Origin of the sequence: Phenylobacterium ferrooxidans (genome assembly GCF_042714595.1) — a bacterium.
GTDB lineage: Bacteria > Pseudomonadota > Alphaproteobacteria > Caulobacterales > Caulobacteraceae > Phenylobacterium > Phenylobacterium ferrooxidans.
In genome coordinates this window covers 1-15,545 of record NZ_JAOTJD010000050.1, presented here as the reverse complement: position 1 = coordinate 15,545, position 15,545 = coordinate 1, and the positions used below count along the sequence as shown (strand labels likewise).

General features: G+C 67.5%; 19 protein-coding genes. 8 read left to right on the top strand and 11 right to left on the bottom strand.

Features of this window, described 5'->3' with window-relative positions:
* Nucleotides 1–32 precede the first annotated feature (32 nt).
* On the top strand, nucleotides 33–1,115 hold the full coding sequence (locus OCL97_RS20045) for a hypothetical protein (protein WP_377371499.1): 1,083 nt from the start codon (nucleotides 33–35) through the stop codon (nucleotides 1,113–1,115).
* Here OCL97_RS20045 and OCL97_RS20040 read toward each other — a convergent pair.
* A complete protein-coding gene (locus tag OCL97_RS20040) occupies nucleotides 1,112–1,789 on the bottom strand; it encodes a TetR/AcrR family transcriptional regulator (RefSeq protein WP_304781151.1) in 678 nt (225 codons plus the stop codon). The genes OCL97_RS20045 and OCL97_RS20040 overlap by 4 nt on opposite strands.
* Nucleotides 1,790–1,957: 168 nt before the next feature.
* Between OCL97_RS20040 and OCL97_RS20035 the strand changes: the two genes are divergently transcribed.
* The gene (locus OCL97_RS20035; protein WP_377371498.1) at nucleotides 1,958–2,836 is read left to right on the top strand and encodes an alpha/beta fold hydrolase; all 879 of its coding nucleotides are present in this window, start codon (nucleotides 1,958–1,960) and stop codon (nucleotides 2,834–2,836) included.
* Nucleotides 2,837–2,988: 152 nt separating this feature from the next.
* Nucleotides 2,989–5,232, top strand: a complete 2,244-nt coding sequence (locus tag OCL97_RS20030; protein WP_377371496.1) for a TonB-dependent receptor — start codon at nucleotides 2,989–2,991, stop codon at nucleotides 5,230–5,232.
* A gap of 71 nt (nucleotides 5,233–5,303) precedes the next feature.
* On the opposite strand, the gene OCL97_RS20025 is transcribed toward OCL97_RS20030, so the two are convergent.
* Entirely contained in the window at nucleotides 5,304–5,786 is a 483-nt protein-coding gene (locus tag OCL97_RS20025; protein WP_377371495.1) for a group I truncated hemoglobin, read from the bottom strand.
* The gene (locus OCL97_RS20020) at nucleotides 5,786–6,664 is read right to left on the bottom strand and encodes a DUF3034 family protein (RefSeq protein ID WP_377371494.1); all 879 of its coding nucleotides are present in this window, start codon (nucleotides 6,662–6,664) and stop codon (nucleotides 5,786–5,788) included. Before OCL97_RS20020 ends, OCL97_RS20025 begins: the two co-directional genes overlap by 1 nt.
* Nucleotides 6,665–6,799: 135 nt before the next feature.
* On the opposite strand from OCL97_RS20020, the gene OCL97_RS20015 reads away from it, so the two are divergent.
* Nucleotides 6,800–7,435 (top strand): methylamine utilization protein, encoded by a 636-nt coding sequence (locus OCL97_RS20015; RefSeq protein WP_377371493.1) that lies wholly within the window; start codon nucleotides 6,800–6,802, stop codon nucleotides 7,433–7,435.
* Between the two features lie 10 nt (nucleotides 7,436–7,445).
* Here the strand turns inward: OCL97_RS20015 and OCL97_RS20010 are convergent, their stop codons facing one another.
* Together OCL97_RS20010 and OCL97_RS20005 are read right to left on the bottom strand one after the other, a co-directional pair.
* A complete protein-coding gene (locus tag OCL97_RS20010) occupies nucleotides 7,446–7,637 on the bottom strand; it encodes a hypothetical protein (protein ID WP_377371492.1) in 192 nt (63 codons plus the stop codon).
* Nucleotides 7,638–7,647: 10 nt separating this feature from the next.
* The gene (locus tag OCL97_RS20005) at nucleotides 7,648–7,782 is read right to left on the bottom strand and encodes a hypothetical protein (RefSeq protein ID WP_310541923.1); all 135 of its coding nucleotides are present in this window, start codon (nucleotides 7,780–7,782) and stop codon (nucleotides 7,648–7,650) included.
* 158 nt (nucleotides 7,783–7,940) lie between these two features.
* Between OCL97_RS20005 and OCL97_RS20000 the strand changes: the two genes are divergently transcribed.
* Nucleotides 7,941–8,906: an AAA family ATPase gene (locus OCL97_RS20000; protein WP_305338497.1), complete on the top strand. Its 966-nt coding sequence runs from the start codon at nucleotides 7,941–7,943 to the stop codon at nucleotides 8,904–8,906.
* Between the two features lie 10 nt (nucleotides 8,907–8,916).
* Nucleotides 8,917–10,278, top strand: coding sequence for a VWA domain-containing protein (locus OCL97_RS19995; protein WP_377371491.1), 1,362 nt, complete (start codon nucleotides 8,917–8,919; stop codon nucleotides 10,276–10,278).
* 4 nt (nucleotides 10,279–10,282) lie between these two features.
* On the opposite strand, the gene OCL97_RS19990 is transcribed toward OCL97_RS19995, so the two are convergent.
* The 6 genes from OCL97_RS19990 to OCL97_RS19965 form a co-directional block, all read right to left on the bottom strand.
* Nucleotides 10,283–10,729 carry a hypothetical protein gene (locus OCL97_RS19990; RefSeq protein WP_377371490.1) on the bottom strand — a complete coding sequence of 149 codons (447 nt, stop codon included), beginning with the start codon at nucleotides 10,727–10,729 and terminating at the stop codon, nucleotides 10,283–10,285.
* Nucleotides 10,730–10,741: 12 nt separating this feature from the next.
* Nucleotides 10,742–11,305 (bottom strand): hypothetical protein, encoded by a 564-nt coding sequence (locus OCL97_RS19985; RefSeq protein ID WP_377371489.1) that lies wholly within the window; start codon nucleotides 11,303–11,305, stop codon nucleotides 10,742–10,744.
* Nucleotides 11,306–11,419: 114 nt separating this feature from the next.
* Entirely contained in the window at nucleotides 11,420–11,545 is a 126-nt protein-coding gene (locus tag OCL97_RS19980; protein ID WP_377371488.1) for a hypothetical protein, read from the bottom strand.
* Between the two features lie 86 nt (nucleotides 11,546–11,631).
* Entirely contained in the window at nucleotides 11,632–11,952 is a 321-nt protein-coding gene (locus OCL97_RS19975) for a hypothetical protein (protein ID WP_377371487.1), read from the bottom strand.
* Nucleotides 11,953–12,062: 110 nt separating this feature from the next.
* Nucleotides 12,063–13,148: a ribosome small subunit-dependent GTPase A gene (gene rsgA / locus OCL97_RS19970; protein ID WP_377371486.1), complete on the bottom strand. Its 1,086-nt coding sequence runs from the start codon at nucleotides 13,146–13,148 to the stop codon at nucleotides 12,063–12,065.
* 50 nt (nucleotides 13,149–13,198) lie between these two features.
* Nucleotides 13,199–13,663, bottom strand: coding sequence for a DUF1810 domain-containing protein (locus OCL97_RS19965; protein ID WP_377371485.1), 465 nt, complete (start codon nucleotides 13,661–13,663; stop codon nucleotides 13,199–13,201).
* Nucleotides 13,664–13,787: 124 nt separating this feature from the next.
* On the opposite strand from OCL97_RS19965, the gene OCL97_RS19960 reads away from it, so the two are divergent.
* Entirely contained in the window at nucleotides 13,788–14,183 is a 396-nt protein-coding gene (locus OCL97_RS19960; protein ID WP_215342494.1) for a Zn-ribbon domain-containing OB-fold protein, read from the top strand.
* 8 nt (nucleotides 14,184–14,191) lie between these two features.
* On the top strand, nucleotides 14,192–15,331 hold the full coding sequence (locus tag OCL97_RS19955; RefSeq protein ID WP_377371484.1) for a thiolase C-terminal domain-containing protein: 1,140 nt from the start codon (nucleotides 14,192–14,194) through the stop codon (nucleotides 15,329–15,331).
* Nucleotides 15,332–15,545: the final 214 nt, after the last annotated feature.

The following is a 15,545-nucleotide window of genomic DNA, read 5'->3' as shown; positions in this document are numbered from 1 at the left end:
CAACGAAAACACGCGCCCCGGAGGATACCCCGATGCTCACCAAGGCCGATGATTTCCCGATCCATCAGACCCCCGACCCCATCGCCTATTCGGGCACCGACCGGAACTTCTACGATCGCTACTTCTTCAACGGCTACCAGCCGGACGGGACCGAGTTCTTCGCCGTCGCCTTCGGGGTCTATCCCAACCTCAACATCGCAGACGCCCACTTCGCCGTAGTGCGCGACGGGGTGGAGCACTGCCTCCACGTCAGCCGGGTATTGAACAGCGAGCGGATGGAGCTGTCCTGCGGGCCGATCACCATCGAGGTGCTGGAGCCCCTGCAGACGCTGAAGGTGACCGTCGCGGCCTCGGAGGGGATCTCAGCCGAACTCGTCTTCGAGGGCCGCACCTTTCCCATCGAGGAGCCGCGCTTCACCCGCCGCAACGGACCGCGCGCCTTCATGGACTATACCCGCCTGACCCAGAACGTACGCTGCACCGGCTGGATCGAGGTGGACGGCAAGCGCGTCACCCTGGCGGCGGGCAGCGTCGGGACGCGGGATCGCTCCTGGGGTATCCGGCCGATCGGGGCGCCCGATCCGCAGCCCGCCGTGCCCCAGACCATCACCGGCTTCTTCTGGCAGTGGACCCCGCTGAACTTCGCTGACCGCAGCGTCTTCTTCCACGTCAACGCTGACTCCGACGGCACGCCGTGGAACACCCGGGCGGTCATCCTGCCAGATGGGGCGGGAGAGGGGGGCGGCTATCACTGCGAGCACGCCAGGATCGACGACGTCTCGATAATCCCAGGCACCCGCCACGCCCAGGGCGGCACCCTCAACATCCCGCTCGCCCAGGGCGCGGCCAGCGTGAAGTTCGAGCCCTTCCTGACCTTCCTGATGCGCGGCATCGGCTATGGGCATCCGGAGTGGCGGCATGGCGGGTACAAGGGGGAGCTCGCCATCGCGCGCGAGGACATCGATCTCGGCGCCGCCAACCTGGCCAGTCCCGAGAACTGGCACATCCAGGCGCTCAGCCGCGTCACCTTCTCGACCCCCGGCGAAGACCCGATCAAGGGCATGGGCGTGTTCGAGCAGCTGATCGCGGGGCCTTACCGGCCCTACGGGCTCTAGCCTTTACACACCGCCCGGAATCCCGCCGCCGCGTAGGCGATCATGCGCGGGGTGACGGCGGCGATGTCCTCCGAGCGGCAGAGGCCGCCCGAGAGGGTGTCGATGCGCCCGGTTTCGGCCAGCGTCAGGGTCAGGCTGCCCGACAGCATATGATAGGACCAGAACAGGTCCTCCTCCCGCGCATAGGGCAGGGCCCGGCGCACCACGCGGATCAGGCGGTGGATGACCGGGTCGAAGTAGCGGGTCATGGTCTCGCCGCCCCAGACGGGCGTGTTGTTGACCACGCCGATTAGGGCGAAATAGGCGCGCCATTCCGGACCGGCGTTGGCGCAGCGCTCCAGCACCGGATTGAGGAAGGCCGCCACCGCGCCCTCGACGGTGATGTCGTCGCCGGCCTCGGCCTCATAGCGGTCCATGGCCTCCATGCGGTCCTTGTTGAGCACCTCGGCGCGGCGCAGGAAGACGGCGTCGAACAGGCCCTTCTTGGAGTCGAAATAGTAGTGCAGCAGGGCGGTATCGACCTTGGCCTTCTTGGCCACGGCCCGCAGGGTGACGCCGTCGAAGCCGTGACGGGAGAACTCGGCCTCGGCCACGTCCAGGATGCGCTCGCTGGTCTCGAAGCTCTTCTGGGCGCGGGTCCTGCCGGCGGCCTTGGACTGTAACGCTGTCGCCATACGGCCTTCCTCAACGGTTCGCGCCTTGAGTATGGCGCGCCGCGCCTCAGTCTCAAAGGTGATCCCCGACCGTGACGCGCGTCACTCGCATGTCAATGTTCATTCAACGCTGAGTGATTGACTTCGACGCCGGACCGGCGTGCTCTTGCCCCATATCAGGAGCCCGCCATGACCGACGCCGCGATGAGAACCTGGACCAGCGCCGACGGTCTGACCCTGTTCGCGCGGGACTATGCGCCCGCGGACGGTCCAGCCCGGACGCCTGTGGTCTGCCTGCATGGCCTTACGCGCAACTCCCGGGATTTCGAGGTGGTGGCGCCTCGCATCGCCGCCTCGGGCCGCCGCGTCCTGGCGCTGGACGTGCGCGGCCGCGGGCGCTCGGCCTGGGACGCCAACCCGCTGAACTACAACCCCGCCGTCTACGCAGGCGACGTCATCGGCTTGCTGGAGCAGAGCGGGATCAGTCGCGCCCATTTCGTCGGCACCTCCATGGGCGGGCTGATCACCCTGACCCTCTCGGCCATGCGCCCCGATCTCATCGCCGGGGTGGTGCTCAACGACGTGGGGCCCGAGGTGGGCGCGGCGGGCCTGGCGCGGATCGCGGGCTATGTCGGCGGCGCGCCGCAGGTGGCGAGTTGGGCCGCCGCCGCCGCCTACGCCAAGGCCGTCAATGGCGAGGCCCTGCCGGGCCTGACCGACGTCGACTGGGACCGCTTTGCCCACCGGGTGTTCCGCGAGACCGACAAGGGGCTCGCCCTCGACTATGATCCCGCCATCTCCGACGTCTTCAAGGTCGCTCCCACCGCCGCGCCGGCCGCCGCCGCGCCGGACCTCTGGCCGCTGTTCACGGCCATGGCGACGGGCAGGCCTCTGCTGCTGGTGCGCGGCGCCGACTCCGACATTCTGGAGGATGCGGTCGCCGACCGGATGGGCGCGCTGCTGCCGCATATGGTGCGTGTCGACATCGCGGGCGTTGGGCACGCGCCGACCCTGGAGGAGCCCCAGGCGCAGGCCGCCCTGGACACCTATTTCGCCGCCGCGGCCTAACGTTCACGGAAGTCTCTGTGGCGCGCTTGCATCGGTCGCAAAGCGTCTGATCTCAAATTCACTCCACGATGAATGAATAATTGACGCTCCCCCTTGGGGAGGCCACGGTCACGCTCAACGAGGCGCCTGTCCGGGCGCCATGGGAGGGACCTATGCGAACCAATTGGAAGCTCGCGCTCGCCGCGAGCGCGGCCTGGAGCGTTTTCGCCGGCCAGGGCTATGCCCAGACCACCACCCCCGGTGAAGTCGAAGAGCTGGTGGTCACCGCCCGCCGCGTCGAGGAAAACCTGCAGACCACACCGGTCGCCATCTCGGCCTTCACCGCCGAGACCCTGCAGCGGCAGGGCGCCACGGCGATCACCGACCTGCAAGGCGCCGTGCCGAACCTGAACCTCGTCCAGGGCCGCGCCTCGTCGAATTCGACCAACATCTACATCCGCGGCATCGGCCAGCCCGACGCTCTGCAGACCTTCGACCCCGCGGTCGGCGTCTATGTTGACGACGTCTATTACAGCCGTATCCGCGGCACCCAGTTCGACCTGCTGGACCTGGCCCGCGTCGAAGTGCTGCGCGGCCCGCAGGGCACGCTCTATGGCAAGAACACCATCGGCGGCGCCCTGAAGCTGGTGAGCCGCCAGCCCGACCAGACCGTCCGTTCGCAAAGCTCCGTCAGCGTCGGCAGCTACGACCTGTTCGAAGCCAAGGTCGCCCTGTCGGGCCCGGTGAGCGACACCCTGGCCCTCGGCTTCGCGGCCATGGGCTCGGCGCGCGGCGGCTACGTCACCGATCCGGTGAACGGCGCGGAGTACAACGACAAAAACACCTTCTCCAGCCGGGTCGCCCTGGCCTGGACGCCCAATGAACGGCTCAGCGTCAACGCCTCGGCCGACTACACCAAGGACAAGTCCGGCCTCAGCGTCGGCCAGGCTCAGAACAGCCTGACCTCGGCGTTTGGTCCCGTGCTCTATCCCGTGCCCCTGGCCATCCCGGAGTTCAACTTCAGCACCACGACCACGCCGGGCCTGCCCAATGAGACCCGTTTCGAGCACTGGGGGGCCGCCGTCACGGTCGCCTACGACCTGACTGACACCCTGTCGCTGAAGTCGATCACCGCCTATCGCAATCTCGACAGCGACGACTATATCGACTTCGACGCCACCGCCCTGCAGCTGACCGACGCCCTGGTGGCGGTCGACCAGGACCAGGTGAGCGAGGAGCTGCAGCTGGCCTACAACAACGGCCCCTGGCAGGTGATCGGCGGCGTCTACTATCTGAGGGAGACCGTGAAGTCCCATCAGGCTGCTTTCGCCAACGCCTATACCGCGCCCTTCAGCTTCCTCCGCACCGTGGACGACGACCTGAAGACCACCAGCTGGGCCGCCTACGCCAACGCCAGCTACGCGCTCACCGAGCAGCTGCGGCTGTCGGCCGGTGTCCGCTACACCAACGAAGAGAAGAAGTACGCCCGCACCACCTCGACCTTCTCGAACCTGGGCGCCCTGAACGGGACCTTCGCCTTCAAGGCTGAGGAGACCTGGGACGACGTCTCGCCGATGGTCAGCCTCGACTACCAGGCCACCGAAGATGTGTTCTTCTACGGACGCGTTTCCAAGGGCTTCAAGTCGGGCGGCTTCAACGGCCGCGCCAATGCGCCCGGCGAAGAGCAGCCCTATGCCCCCGAAACCGCCATCTCCTATGAGGGCGGCGTGAAGACCCAGCTGTTCGACAACCGCGCCCGGGCCAACTTCACGATCTTCTACAACGACTACCAGGACTTCCAGGCCCGTGTCGGCCACTCGGTCACTTCGCCCACCCAGCCCATCCCGGCCATCGACTTCACCGTGCTGAACGCCGGCCAACTGAAGATCTACGGGGCTGAACTGGAACTGGCGGCCAACCCGATCGCAGGCCTCAGCCTGAACGCCGAGCTCGGCTACCTGAACGCTGAGTACGGTGAGTTCTCCGAGCAGCGCGCCGCCGTCGCCCCGGCGACGGGCTTCACCACCCTGGATCGCTCCTGGCAGACCCCGGCCTTCTCGCCGGAATGGACGGGTCGCGTGGCCGGCCGTTACGAGTGGGATCTCGGCGACACCGGCTTCGTCAGCGTCGGCGCCCAGGCCCGGTACCGTTCGGAGATGGCTCTGGCGATCGACAACGCCAACCTGACCACGCGGGCCCGCTTCCCCGGCATCTTCCAGCCGAGCTACTGGCTCTATGACGCCCAGATCGTCTGGGAGAGCTCGCAGCGGCGCGTATCGGCCGGCCTCTACGGCAAGAACTTGGCCGATGAGGTCTACAAGACCGACGCCCAGGAGTTCTCCTCGGTGGGCGGCATCCGCACCGCGTATTTCGGCGCCCCGCGCACCGTCATGGCCACGGTGACCCTGAAGTACTAGGGGGCCCTCAGCTCAGAACGACAAAGGCCCGGGCGTTCGCCCGGGCCTTTCTTGTGTCTGGATGAGGTGGTTCAGCGCGTGACGACGTCGCGCTTCATGGGGGCCAGCTTGGCGAGCAGCTGGTTCTGGTGGCGATAGGCGACGCCTTCCTTGTCCATGGCCAACTGCATGTGCTCGACCAGGATGTTGAACTCGGCAGTGTTGATCCCCTGGTCCTTGTGGGTCGTCTTCATGTCGCGGCCGGTATAGTCCACCGGCGCCCCCAGCAGATATGCCACCTGCTCCTTCAGGGTGCGACGCAGGCGCTCCATGTCGGTGGCGCGGAAAATGTCCGTCAGCCTCGGGTCCGCCACGCTGCGATCCAGCGTGTCGTCAACGATGCGCGCCACGCCCTCGCGGCCGCGGAAGGCCGCCAGCATCTGCTCGCCCGTGAACGGGGTCGCTCCGGCGTTGGCGTTGGACTGGGTGTAGGGATCGACCGGCTTTTCCTCGGCGAAGGCCGGGGCGGCGGCGCCCAGGGCCGCGGCGAAGATCAGGGTGCGGAGGTTCGACATCAGAAGCCTGCCTGGATGGAAAGGTACAGACCGCGCTGGTCCTTGAAGGTGGCGATGGTCCCGAGATCGGCATAAGCCGCGGTGACCGAGAGGTTCTTGCTGAAGGCGTAGGCGGCGAAGATGTCGACCCAGTCATCCTCCTTCAGCCCCGCCAGGTTGTCGGGCTTGCTACGGTATTCCGCCCCGATCAGCAGCCGCTTGGAGACCAGGTAGCCGGCCGAGCCCTCGAACTGCAGCTCGTAGTCGTCGTTCTTGTTCCCGCCGAAGCCCAGCAGGCCGGTCTGGTTGGCCTTGGTGGCGCGGAGGGTTCCGTCCAGCACCAGGCTCTGGTTCAGCAGCACCTTGGTGGCGGCCACATAGTAGTCGACGCCGGAGTCGTCCTTGCCGCCGATGGCCGTGATGACGGCGTCCTTGTCGTTCTTCTTCCACTGGACGCCGAGCGCGACCTGCGGGACCCAGCTGTCCTGGGCGTAGACGGCGTCGCCAAGGACGCGAACCTTCACGCCGACGATGCCCTGGTTGAAGGTGAAGCCCTGGCCCAGGCCGAGCTTGCTCCCGGTGTCCCCGGTGTCGAAGGACTGGCGGGTGTAGGAGATCTCGACGCGATCACGGAAGCCGACCGCCACGCCGCCGGCGCGAAACTGGTAGTCGGGCAACTGGACCAGGGTGGCGTGGGCGTTGGCGCCCACCTCGTCCACGGTCTCATAGCCGGTGACGGTCGCCCAGGTCGCCAAACCGCCGCCGCCCGCGCCTTCGAGGCTGGTGACGCCGCCGGTCAGCAGCAGCTTTCCGCTGGTCTCGCGATCCCCAGCCTGGGCGAGAGTCGCGGTCATCGCCAGGGTCAAGGCGAGCAAGACCGCCTGCGTTTTGCCTGTCATCCGACCGATCCCCCTCGGCGGCGCCCCCCTGCGGGTCTGCCCAATTCCTTGAGGAAAGCATGATCGAAACCTGTTGATGGAAGGTTCGCCCATCCTGTTAACCGCGCGGCCACGGGAGCAGGCGATGCTGCTGGCATGCGTGCAATCATCCTGGCGGCCCTGGCCGCACTGACCCTCGCCTCCCAGGCCGAGGCCGGAGATCTCTCGGTCGTGGTCCGCGACGCGGCGGGACATCCGGTGAAGGACGCCGCGGTGACGCTGAAGCCGATGGGCGGCGGCGCGACAGGCGCGCCGATCAAGTTCACCTGGCCCTATTCGGTGGCCCAGCAGAACATCAGCTTCAACCCCTTCGTCCTCATCGTACCGACGGGCAGCAACGTGACCTTCCCCAACAAGGACAAGGTGCGCCACCATGTCTATTCCTTCTCGCCCACCAAGAAGTTTGAACTGAAGCTGTATGGCCGCGACGAGAGCCGCAGCGTGGTGTTCGACAAGGCCGGCGTCGTGGCCCTGGGCTGCAACATCCACGACCAGATGATCGCCTATGTGGTGGTGGTGGACACCGCCTACGCCGCCAAGACCGGCGCCGACGGGGTGGCCCTGATCCGCAACGCGCCGGCTGGAAACGCGGCCATGACCGTCTGGCAGCCCTATATGAAGACCGCCCGGAACCAGGTCGCGAAGACCATCTCTGTCCCCGCCGCCGGCGGGCGGCAGGAGGTCAAGGTCGACCTGCGCCCCGCCCCAGGCGCGATGAACATGATCCACTAGACGGGCGCGTTCAGCCGTAGGTGCGTCTGCGCGCTTCGTCGTCGCGCATGAAGACCAGCAGCTCATTGAGCGGCTGGGCGGCGCTGGAGATCGCCGAGAACACCGCCGCCGAGATCAGGATCAGGGTCACGCCGAACAGGGCGGCGTAGAGCAGGGTCAGCTTGGTTCGCAGGAACTTGAACATCGCCAGACGGTGCAGCACGAAGTCCACCTCAGCGGCCCCCGGCCACGCCAAAGGCGTCCGTCACCGGCTCGCCGGACGGAGGCTTCAGGCTGACCGCCAGGTCGCCGGCCCAGGCCGGGCCTGCCACCAGCAGCCCGAGGAGGAGGGCCGGGAGTAGGCGCATGGCTTAGCCATAAACTCAGGGGTGTGAAGCCCAGGTAAAGCGCAGCTCGACTCGCCCACTGCCACGCGAAGGGTTGCACAAGGGGCGCCCGGCTTGGCACACTGGCGCCATTGACGTTCTCTCCGGCGTGCTTTGCGCCATTTTTGAAAGCTACGACTTTGACCCTTTCAGCCACGGCGGCATATTCGGCCGCCGCCAGCAGCCCCATGGCTTCGGTGGACGCCCTGATCGAGGGCCTGGCCGGCGTCGGCTATATCGCCTCGCGCCGCATCGCCACCGCCCTCTACATGGCCGTGCACCTGCAGAAGCCCATCCTGGTGGAAGGCTCCGCCGGGGTCGGCAAGACCGAACTGGCGCTGTCCACCGCCGCCCTGCTCGGCCTGCCGCTGATCCGCATGCAGTGCTATGAGGGCCTGGACGAGTCCAAGGCCCTGTATGAATGGAAGTACGGCAAGCAGCTCCTCTACACCCAGATCCTAAAGGACCGCATGGGCGCCCAGCTGGCCGAGGCCGGCGGCAGCATGGACGAGGCCATGGACCGCCTGCACGGCATTGGCGACCTGTTCTTCTCCGAGCCCTTCCTGGAGCCGCGCCCCCTGATGAAGGCGCTGCGGGAAGACGACGGCTGCGTCCTGCTGATCGACGAGATCGACAAGTCCGACGAGGCCTTCGAGGCCTTCCTGCTGGAGGTGCTCTCAGCCTACCAGGTCTCGATCCCCGAACTCGGCGTCCTGAAGGCCAAGACCCCGCCGATCGTCTTCCTGACCTCCAACAACGTGCGCGACCTGGGCGACGCCCTGAAGCGCCGCTGCCTGCACCTGCACATCCCGCTGCCCGACGCCGCCCTGGAGCGGAAGATCGTCGCCAGCCGCGTGCCCGGCATCGAGGCCAAGCTGACCCATGAGCTGGTGAGCTTCGTCCAATCCCTGCGCACGCTGGACCTGCGCAAGTCGCCCTCGATCTCCGAGACCGTGGACTGGGCCCGCGCGCTCATCCTGCTCAACGCCGAGAGCCTGGACGGCGAGGTCGTGCGTGACAGTCTCAACGTGCTGCTCAAGTTCGAGCAGGACATCGCCGCCGTGGAGCCGCAGATCGTCGAGCTGATCCGCCGGCCCCTGGCCTGAGGGTCCCGCCATGCAAGGCGCGATGGAAGACTTCCTCCGGGCCCTGCGGGCCGCGGACGTCAAGGTCTCGCCCGTCGAGGCGATCGACGCGCACCTGACGGTGGCCACGGTGGGCTTCGCCGACCGCGAGCTGTTCAAGGACGCCCTGTGCGCGACCCTGGCCAAGACCGCCGCCGAGGTCACCCGGTTCGACGAGACCTTCGAGACCTTCTTCGCCCGCGAGACCTTCCAGCTCGAGCCACCCCCACCTCCTAGTGAGGACGGCGAACCCGAGGGCATGCCCCCGGAGGTCGAGGCTTCCGAGCTGGCCCAGATGCTGCTGAACGGCGACGTCTCGGCCCTGGCCCAGGCCATGGAGGCCGCCGCCGAGCGGGCCCAGGTCTCGTCGATCCGGCTGTCCACCCAGCGCAGCCGCCTGACCCGGCGGATGCTGGAGGAGATGGGGCTGTCGGAGATCGAGCAGATCATCGCCGCGGCCAAGAAGCTGGAGGACGCCCGCAGCCAGGCCCTGGTCGCTCGGCTGGAGTCGGGCAAGAAGGCGCTCACCGAAGAGGCCCAGCGCTTCGTCGACCGCCAGCACGAGCTCTATGCCGCCGAAAGCGGCAAGAACCTCCGCGAGGAGCTGCTGGCCCGCAAGGCCCTGAACGCCGAGGGCGGCATCGATCCGGCCGACCTGGTGATGATGCAGGCCCTGGTGAAGAAGATGGCCAAGCGTCTGGCCGACCGCTACTCGCGCCGGCGCAGCAAGGCCCAGCTCGGCCACCTGGATGTGCGCCGCACCCTGCGCAAGTCCATGGCCTATGGCGGCATGCCCTTCGACATCATCTGGAAGACCAAGAAGGTCGAGAAGCCGAACATCGTGGCCATCTGCGACGTCTCGAAATCCGTCGCCGCCGCCGCCCAGTTCCTGCTGACCTTCCTCTACAGCCTCAATGAGGTGGTGGACCGCATGGACGCCTTCGCCTTCTCCGGCCGGATGATCAGCGTCAACGACCTGATGGACGACAACAAGGTCGAGACCGCCATCCTGGAGGTGCTGAAGAAGATCGGCTTCCAGCAGACCGACTACGGCAAGAGCCTGGAAGACTTCTGCGACCTGCACCTGGACCAGATCGACCGCCACACCACGGTGATCTTCCTGGGCGACGCGCGGTCAAACTATGCCGACCCGCGGATCGACCTGTTCGCGACCATCCAGAAGCGCTGCCGGGCGATGATCTGGCTGAACCCCGAGCCCGAAAGCTACTGGGGCCAGGGCGACAGCGTCATGCACCGCTACGAGCGCTTCTGCCACGTGGCCAAGCCCTGCAATACCTTGGGCCAGCTGGAGCGGATCATCGAGGACGTGCTGCGGACCTACATCCCGCACTAGCGAGCTAGTAGCCGTTCAGTCCGACGGTCCCGGCCGGATAGTCGCGGCCGGTGCGGATCATGCCGTCGTTGTAATAGACGGGCCGGCCGGCCGCCGTGTAGCGGCTGACGGCGGCGCCCCCGGCGCGGCGATGGTGGCGGCGCGACGCCGGCCGGTAGCGGTCCTGCTGATAAGCGCCCTGGTCGCCATCGGCGCCCCGACCGTTGTCTCGATAGCCGTAGTCGCCGCCGGGGGCCGCGCCGCGCCCGTCATAGGCCTGGCCGCGATCGTAGCGCGAGCCCTCACGGTCGTCGTAGCGGTTGTCCTGGCGCTCGTCGTGGCGGGTCTCCTGAGGATCGCGGCTGTCGTCCCGGTCGTCATACTGCGAGGTCGCGTGGGCATACGACTGGGCCAGGGCCGGGGCGGCGCTCGCCAGGGCCAACAGGGTCGCGGTGATCAGCAGGCTGCGCATGGCGAATCTCGATCAGTAGCGGCGGGGGATGGGGATGACGCAGGCCTGGCGTGCGGTGTTGGGCACGCGCCCGCGCGGGCAAGGCGCGCAGCCCCCCGGTGAGCGGCTGTCACGGATCAGGTTCGGCCCTCGGGTCGTGCAGTCACCGTTCGGCTCGCCTACCGCGATGTTGAAGGGCGGTGCCTTGGCGGCCGGGATCGCGGCGACCGGCGGGGGCGCGACCGCCGGCTTGGCATAGGCCGTCGTCGAGGGCTTGGCGGCGGGAACCGGTATGGCGGCGAGGGGCTTGGCGGCCACGGGCGGCTGCGCGGACGCCGCTCCAGGGCCAGCAATGGCGGTGCGAACGCCGCCCACCGTCTGATAGACCTTAGGCGTCTGGGCGGGGGCGACAGGAGGGGCCACAGCGGGCGCCACGCACTTGCCGGCCGCGGTCTTGGTCTGGCCGGGCGGGCACCAGGGCACGGCGGGCGGGGGCGACGGCGCCACGGCGGGCGGCGCCACGGACGATTGGGCGACGGCGGTCTGGCTTGCCAGCAACAGGGCGACGCCTAGGAGCGCTGTGATGGATCGATACATGCGTCAGCCCCCTTCCAGCCTCGCCGCACAGTCATTCGGACGGCGCGCGCGGTCAAGCTGGGGGAGCCTTAGGTGTCTGGTCCCGATGTATGGCGGACTCAGTTTAGCTAGCGCTCACACCGGGAGGATGGCGTCGGTGGCCCGGCGGGTCAGGTCGGTCAGGCGGGTGGGGGACACTCGAGCCAGGACCTCGGCGTGGTCGTGGATCTCGAACCCGGGCTTCAAGGCTTGTTCCGTCACGGCGACTCCCCCTCCATCTTACGGGCTTCGCTCGCGATCTACCTCCCCCGGGTCGCGCTGGCGCGCCGGGGGAGGAACTAGGGAAATCAGGCGGGTTCGGTGACCGCGTCGCGGAATTCGTCGGCGGGGACGAAGGCGGCGCCGTCTTCGTCCAGCACCCAGACGCCGATGAGGGCGGGGTGGTCGGGATCGAGGTCTTCGTCGAGCAGGTCGCCGTCATAGAGCGCGACATTGCTGTAGTCGAAGTCGAGGGAGAGCTGGCTGGCGAGGCCCAGCATTTCGTCGGCCATGCGGCGCGAATAGCCCACGGCTTCGGCCTCGGCGGTGAAGTCGTCGGTCAGCGTGTTCATCTCGGCCGCGTCGCTGCCTTGGGCCGCGCTGGTGGTGACGATGGTGTAGGCGGGCATGGCTGATCTTTCGTGGTTTGGCCTCTCCCTAACGCGTTCATCGCGCGGCGAGGGCCTTATTTTGAAAAAACATTCGAGTGTAGGGCCACGCGGCCTGGCGCACGCCAGGGTCAGTCGGCGCCGCCCCGGTGGTCTCGCTTGGTGGCGCGGTAGGTTTTCGCACGCGCGGCGAGGCGGCCGCGTTCGGCGGCCTTGGCGATCCGGTCGGCCTTCTGCTCCACCGCCGCCAGCTCAAGACCCAGCTTCTGGAAGTTCGCCCAGCGGGCCGGGTCCAGCGCCCCGCTGGCCAAGGCGGCCTGGATCGCGCAGCCCGGTTCGTGGCTGTGGCCGCAGTCGTTGAACCGGCAGTCGCCGGCAAGCTGCTCGATGTCGTCGAAGGCCTCGCTCATGCCTTCCTCGGCGTCGATCAGACCCACCTCCCGGATGCCCGGCGTGTCGAGCAGCAGGGCGCCGCCCGGCAGCAGGACCAGCTGCCGATGGCTGGTGGTGTGGCGGCCCTGGTCGTCGGCCTCGCGAATCGCCGCGATGGTCATGCGGTCCTGCCCCAGGAAGGCGTTGACCAGGGTGGACTTGCCGACGCCGGACGAGCCGATCAGCACGCAGACCTCGCCAGGCGCGACCTGGGCGAGCAGGGCCTCGAGACCCAGGCCGTCGCGGGCCGAGACCAGCAGCACCGGCGCGCCGGCCGCCAGGGCGACGATCTCCGCGGCCTGGCCCTGCGGATCGTCGGACAGGTCGGACTTGGTGAGCACCACCACCGGCCGGGCGCCGCTCTGCCAGGCTGCGGCGAGATAGCGCTCGATCCGGCGCGGATTGAGGTCGGCGTTCATCGAGCTGACCACGAAGACCACATCGATATTGGCGGCGATGACCTGCAGCTTGCCCAGGCTGTCGGCGGCCCGCCGCGTGAGCACCGTGCGCCGGGGCAGGACCGCTTCGATGGTCGCCGCGCCGTCGGCCGGGTTCAGCGCCAGCGCCACCCAGTCGCCGACCGAGGGCGGGTCAGCCTCCTGGGCCTCGTGGTGTAGGCGGCCCGACAGGTTGGCCCGCAACTCGCCCTGATCTGTGGCCACCAGATAGCCGTCGCGATGCTGGGCGACGACCCGGGCCGGGGTGTGGCCGGCCTGGGCGTGGGGCGCGAAGGCCAGGGCCAGGCGGTCGGACCATCCATATTGCGCGATCACGCTTTCAGACATCAGACGCATCTACCGCCTTTCGAGAGGGAATTCCTCCCCCCTTGCTCCAGCTATCGCCTCCTCTCCCTCAAATGCGGGGGAGAGGAGAGATCAACCGAGAGCAGGGTGAGGGTCGCGGGGTCGGGCTGGCCGGCGAAGTATCTGGTGAGGGCGGCTTTGAAGGGGCCGGGGTTGCTGGTGGCCCGGGCGAACAGGGTCATCGACGAGCGGAACTTCAGGTCGTCGGGGGCGCCGAAGATCTGCTGGGCGGTGCGGCCTTGGACGGCGGTCACCAGGGCCGTGCATTCCAGCAGGCGGGGCCCCAGCACCGGGTGGGCGAGATAGGCGCGGGCCTCCTCCAGGCCGGTGATGGCGAAGAACGCCGCGGTGCTGCTGCGGGCCAGGCCCGCCAGCTGGGGGAAGACGAACCACATCCAGTGGGTCCGCTTGTCGCCCGCCGCGAGCTCGGCGCGGACGGTGTCGATGACCGGGGCCTGCGCCTCGACGAAGCGGGCCAGGTTGAAGGGGTTTTCCATGGGGTTCGGCTCACATCGGGCGACGTTAACAATCGACAAGCGGGCCAACCTCGGGTTTGTTGCAGCGCCCTCGTTTCGAGGGCCAAGACGAATTTGATCAGGGACGAATTTTCATATGGCTCGAATGTTGCCCGAACCCACGCCGGAGACCCGGCATTTCTGGGAGGGTTGCAAGGACGGCGAACTGCGTCTGCAGCGCTGCACCGAATGCACCCACAGCTATTTCCCGCCCCGCCCGTTCTGCCCCAAGTGCGGATCGCGCGATGTCGAGGTCTATGCCGCCAGCGGCAAGGGCTTCCTCTACTCCTACGTCATCAACCACCGTCCGCGCCCCGACATGGGCACGGAACCGCACTCCATCGCGGTGGTGGAGCTGGATGAAGGTCCTCGCCTGATGACCAATATCGTGGGCTGTCCGCAGACGCCGGAAGCCCTGCAGCTGGACATGAAGGTCCAGGTGAAGTTCGAGAAGCAGACCGACGACATTTCCCTTCCCCTGTTCGAACCGGCGAAGGGCTGAGAACGCATATGAAACCGAAATCAGTCGCGGTCGTCGGGGCCGCTGAAACCACCAAGATGGGCAAGATTCCGGACGTTTCCGTCCTGGGTCTGCACGCCGACGCCGCCCTCAACGCCATGAAGGACGCGGGGCTGAAGCCCTCGGACATCGACGGCGTCGCCACCGCCGGGGTCAGCCCGGTTGAACTGGCCCAGTATCTGGGCATCACGCCCACCTATGCCGACGGCACCAGCGTCGGCGGCTGCTCCTTCATGCTGCACGTCCGCCACGCGGCGGCCGCCATCAATGAGGGCCTGTGCAAGACTGTCCTGATCACCCACGGGGAATCAGGCCGCAGCCGAGTCGGCGCCGGCGGCTTTGGCCGGAACGCCACCTCGCTGATGGGCCAGTTCGAGATGCCCTACGGCGTCACCAGCCCGCCGACCATGTTCACGATCCCGGTGCTTCGCTACATGAAGACCTACGGGGTGACCGAGGAGGACCTAGCCATGGTCGCCGTGGTTCAGCGGGAGTGGGCGGCGCGGAACCCGCGCGCCTCGTTCAAGGACCCGATCACCGTCGACGACGTGCTGAACTCGCCGATGATCGCCTGGCCGTTCCGCATGCTGATGTGCTGCCTGGTCACCGACGGTGGCGGGGCCTTGATCCTCACCAGCGCCGACCGCGCCAAGGACTTCCCCAACAAGCCGGTCTATGTGCTGGGCACCGGGGAGAGCGTGGAGACCCCGATGGTCAGCCAGATGGAGGACTTCAACTCCTCCAAGGCGTTCCGCGTCTCGGGCAAGAAGGCCTTCGAGGAAGCCGGCATCAAGCACGCCGACGTCGATCACCTGATGATCTACGACGCCTTCGCCCACCTGCCGCTGTACGGCCTGGAGGACCTGGGCTTCGTGAAGCCCGGTGAGGCCAAGGACTTCGTGCGTGAGCGCAACACCGCCATCGGCGGCAAGCTGCCCATGAACACCAACGGCGGCGGCCTGTCGTACATGCACTCGGGCATGTACGGGATGTACGCCCTGATGGAGAGCGTGCGTCAGATGCGCGGCACTGCGGCGGCCCAGGTCGACGGCGCGAAGATCAGCGTTTGCCAGGGCGTGGGCGGCATGTTCGCCGCGGCCGGCACGGTGATCTTCGGCAACGAAGCGTAGAGCTTAATCAACGACTTACCGCACTCCATGCTGCGCAGCATGGAGTGCAGCAATTTCGCCCCTCCCGGGAGACCGGGGAGGGCGTTTTGCTGCGGGGTGTGAGGTGCAGCATTTTCGTTTTTCCTCCCCCGTAAACAGGCAGGGGAATCGCATATGGCGTTGGAGTCGAAATCTTAGGTCGAAGCGGATTCTGCAGATGTCTCCTTGGTGTTTG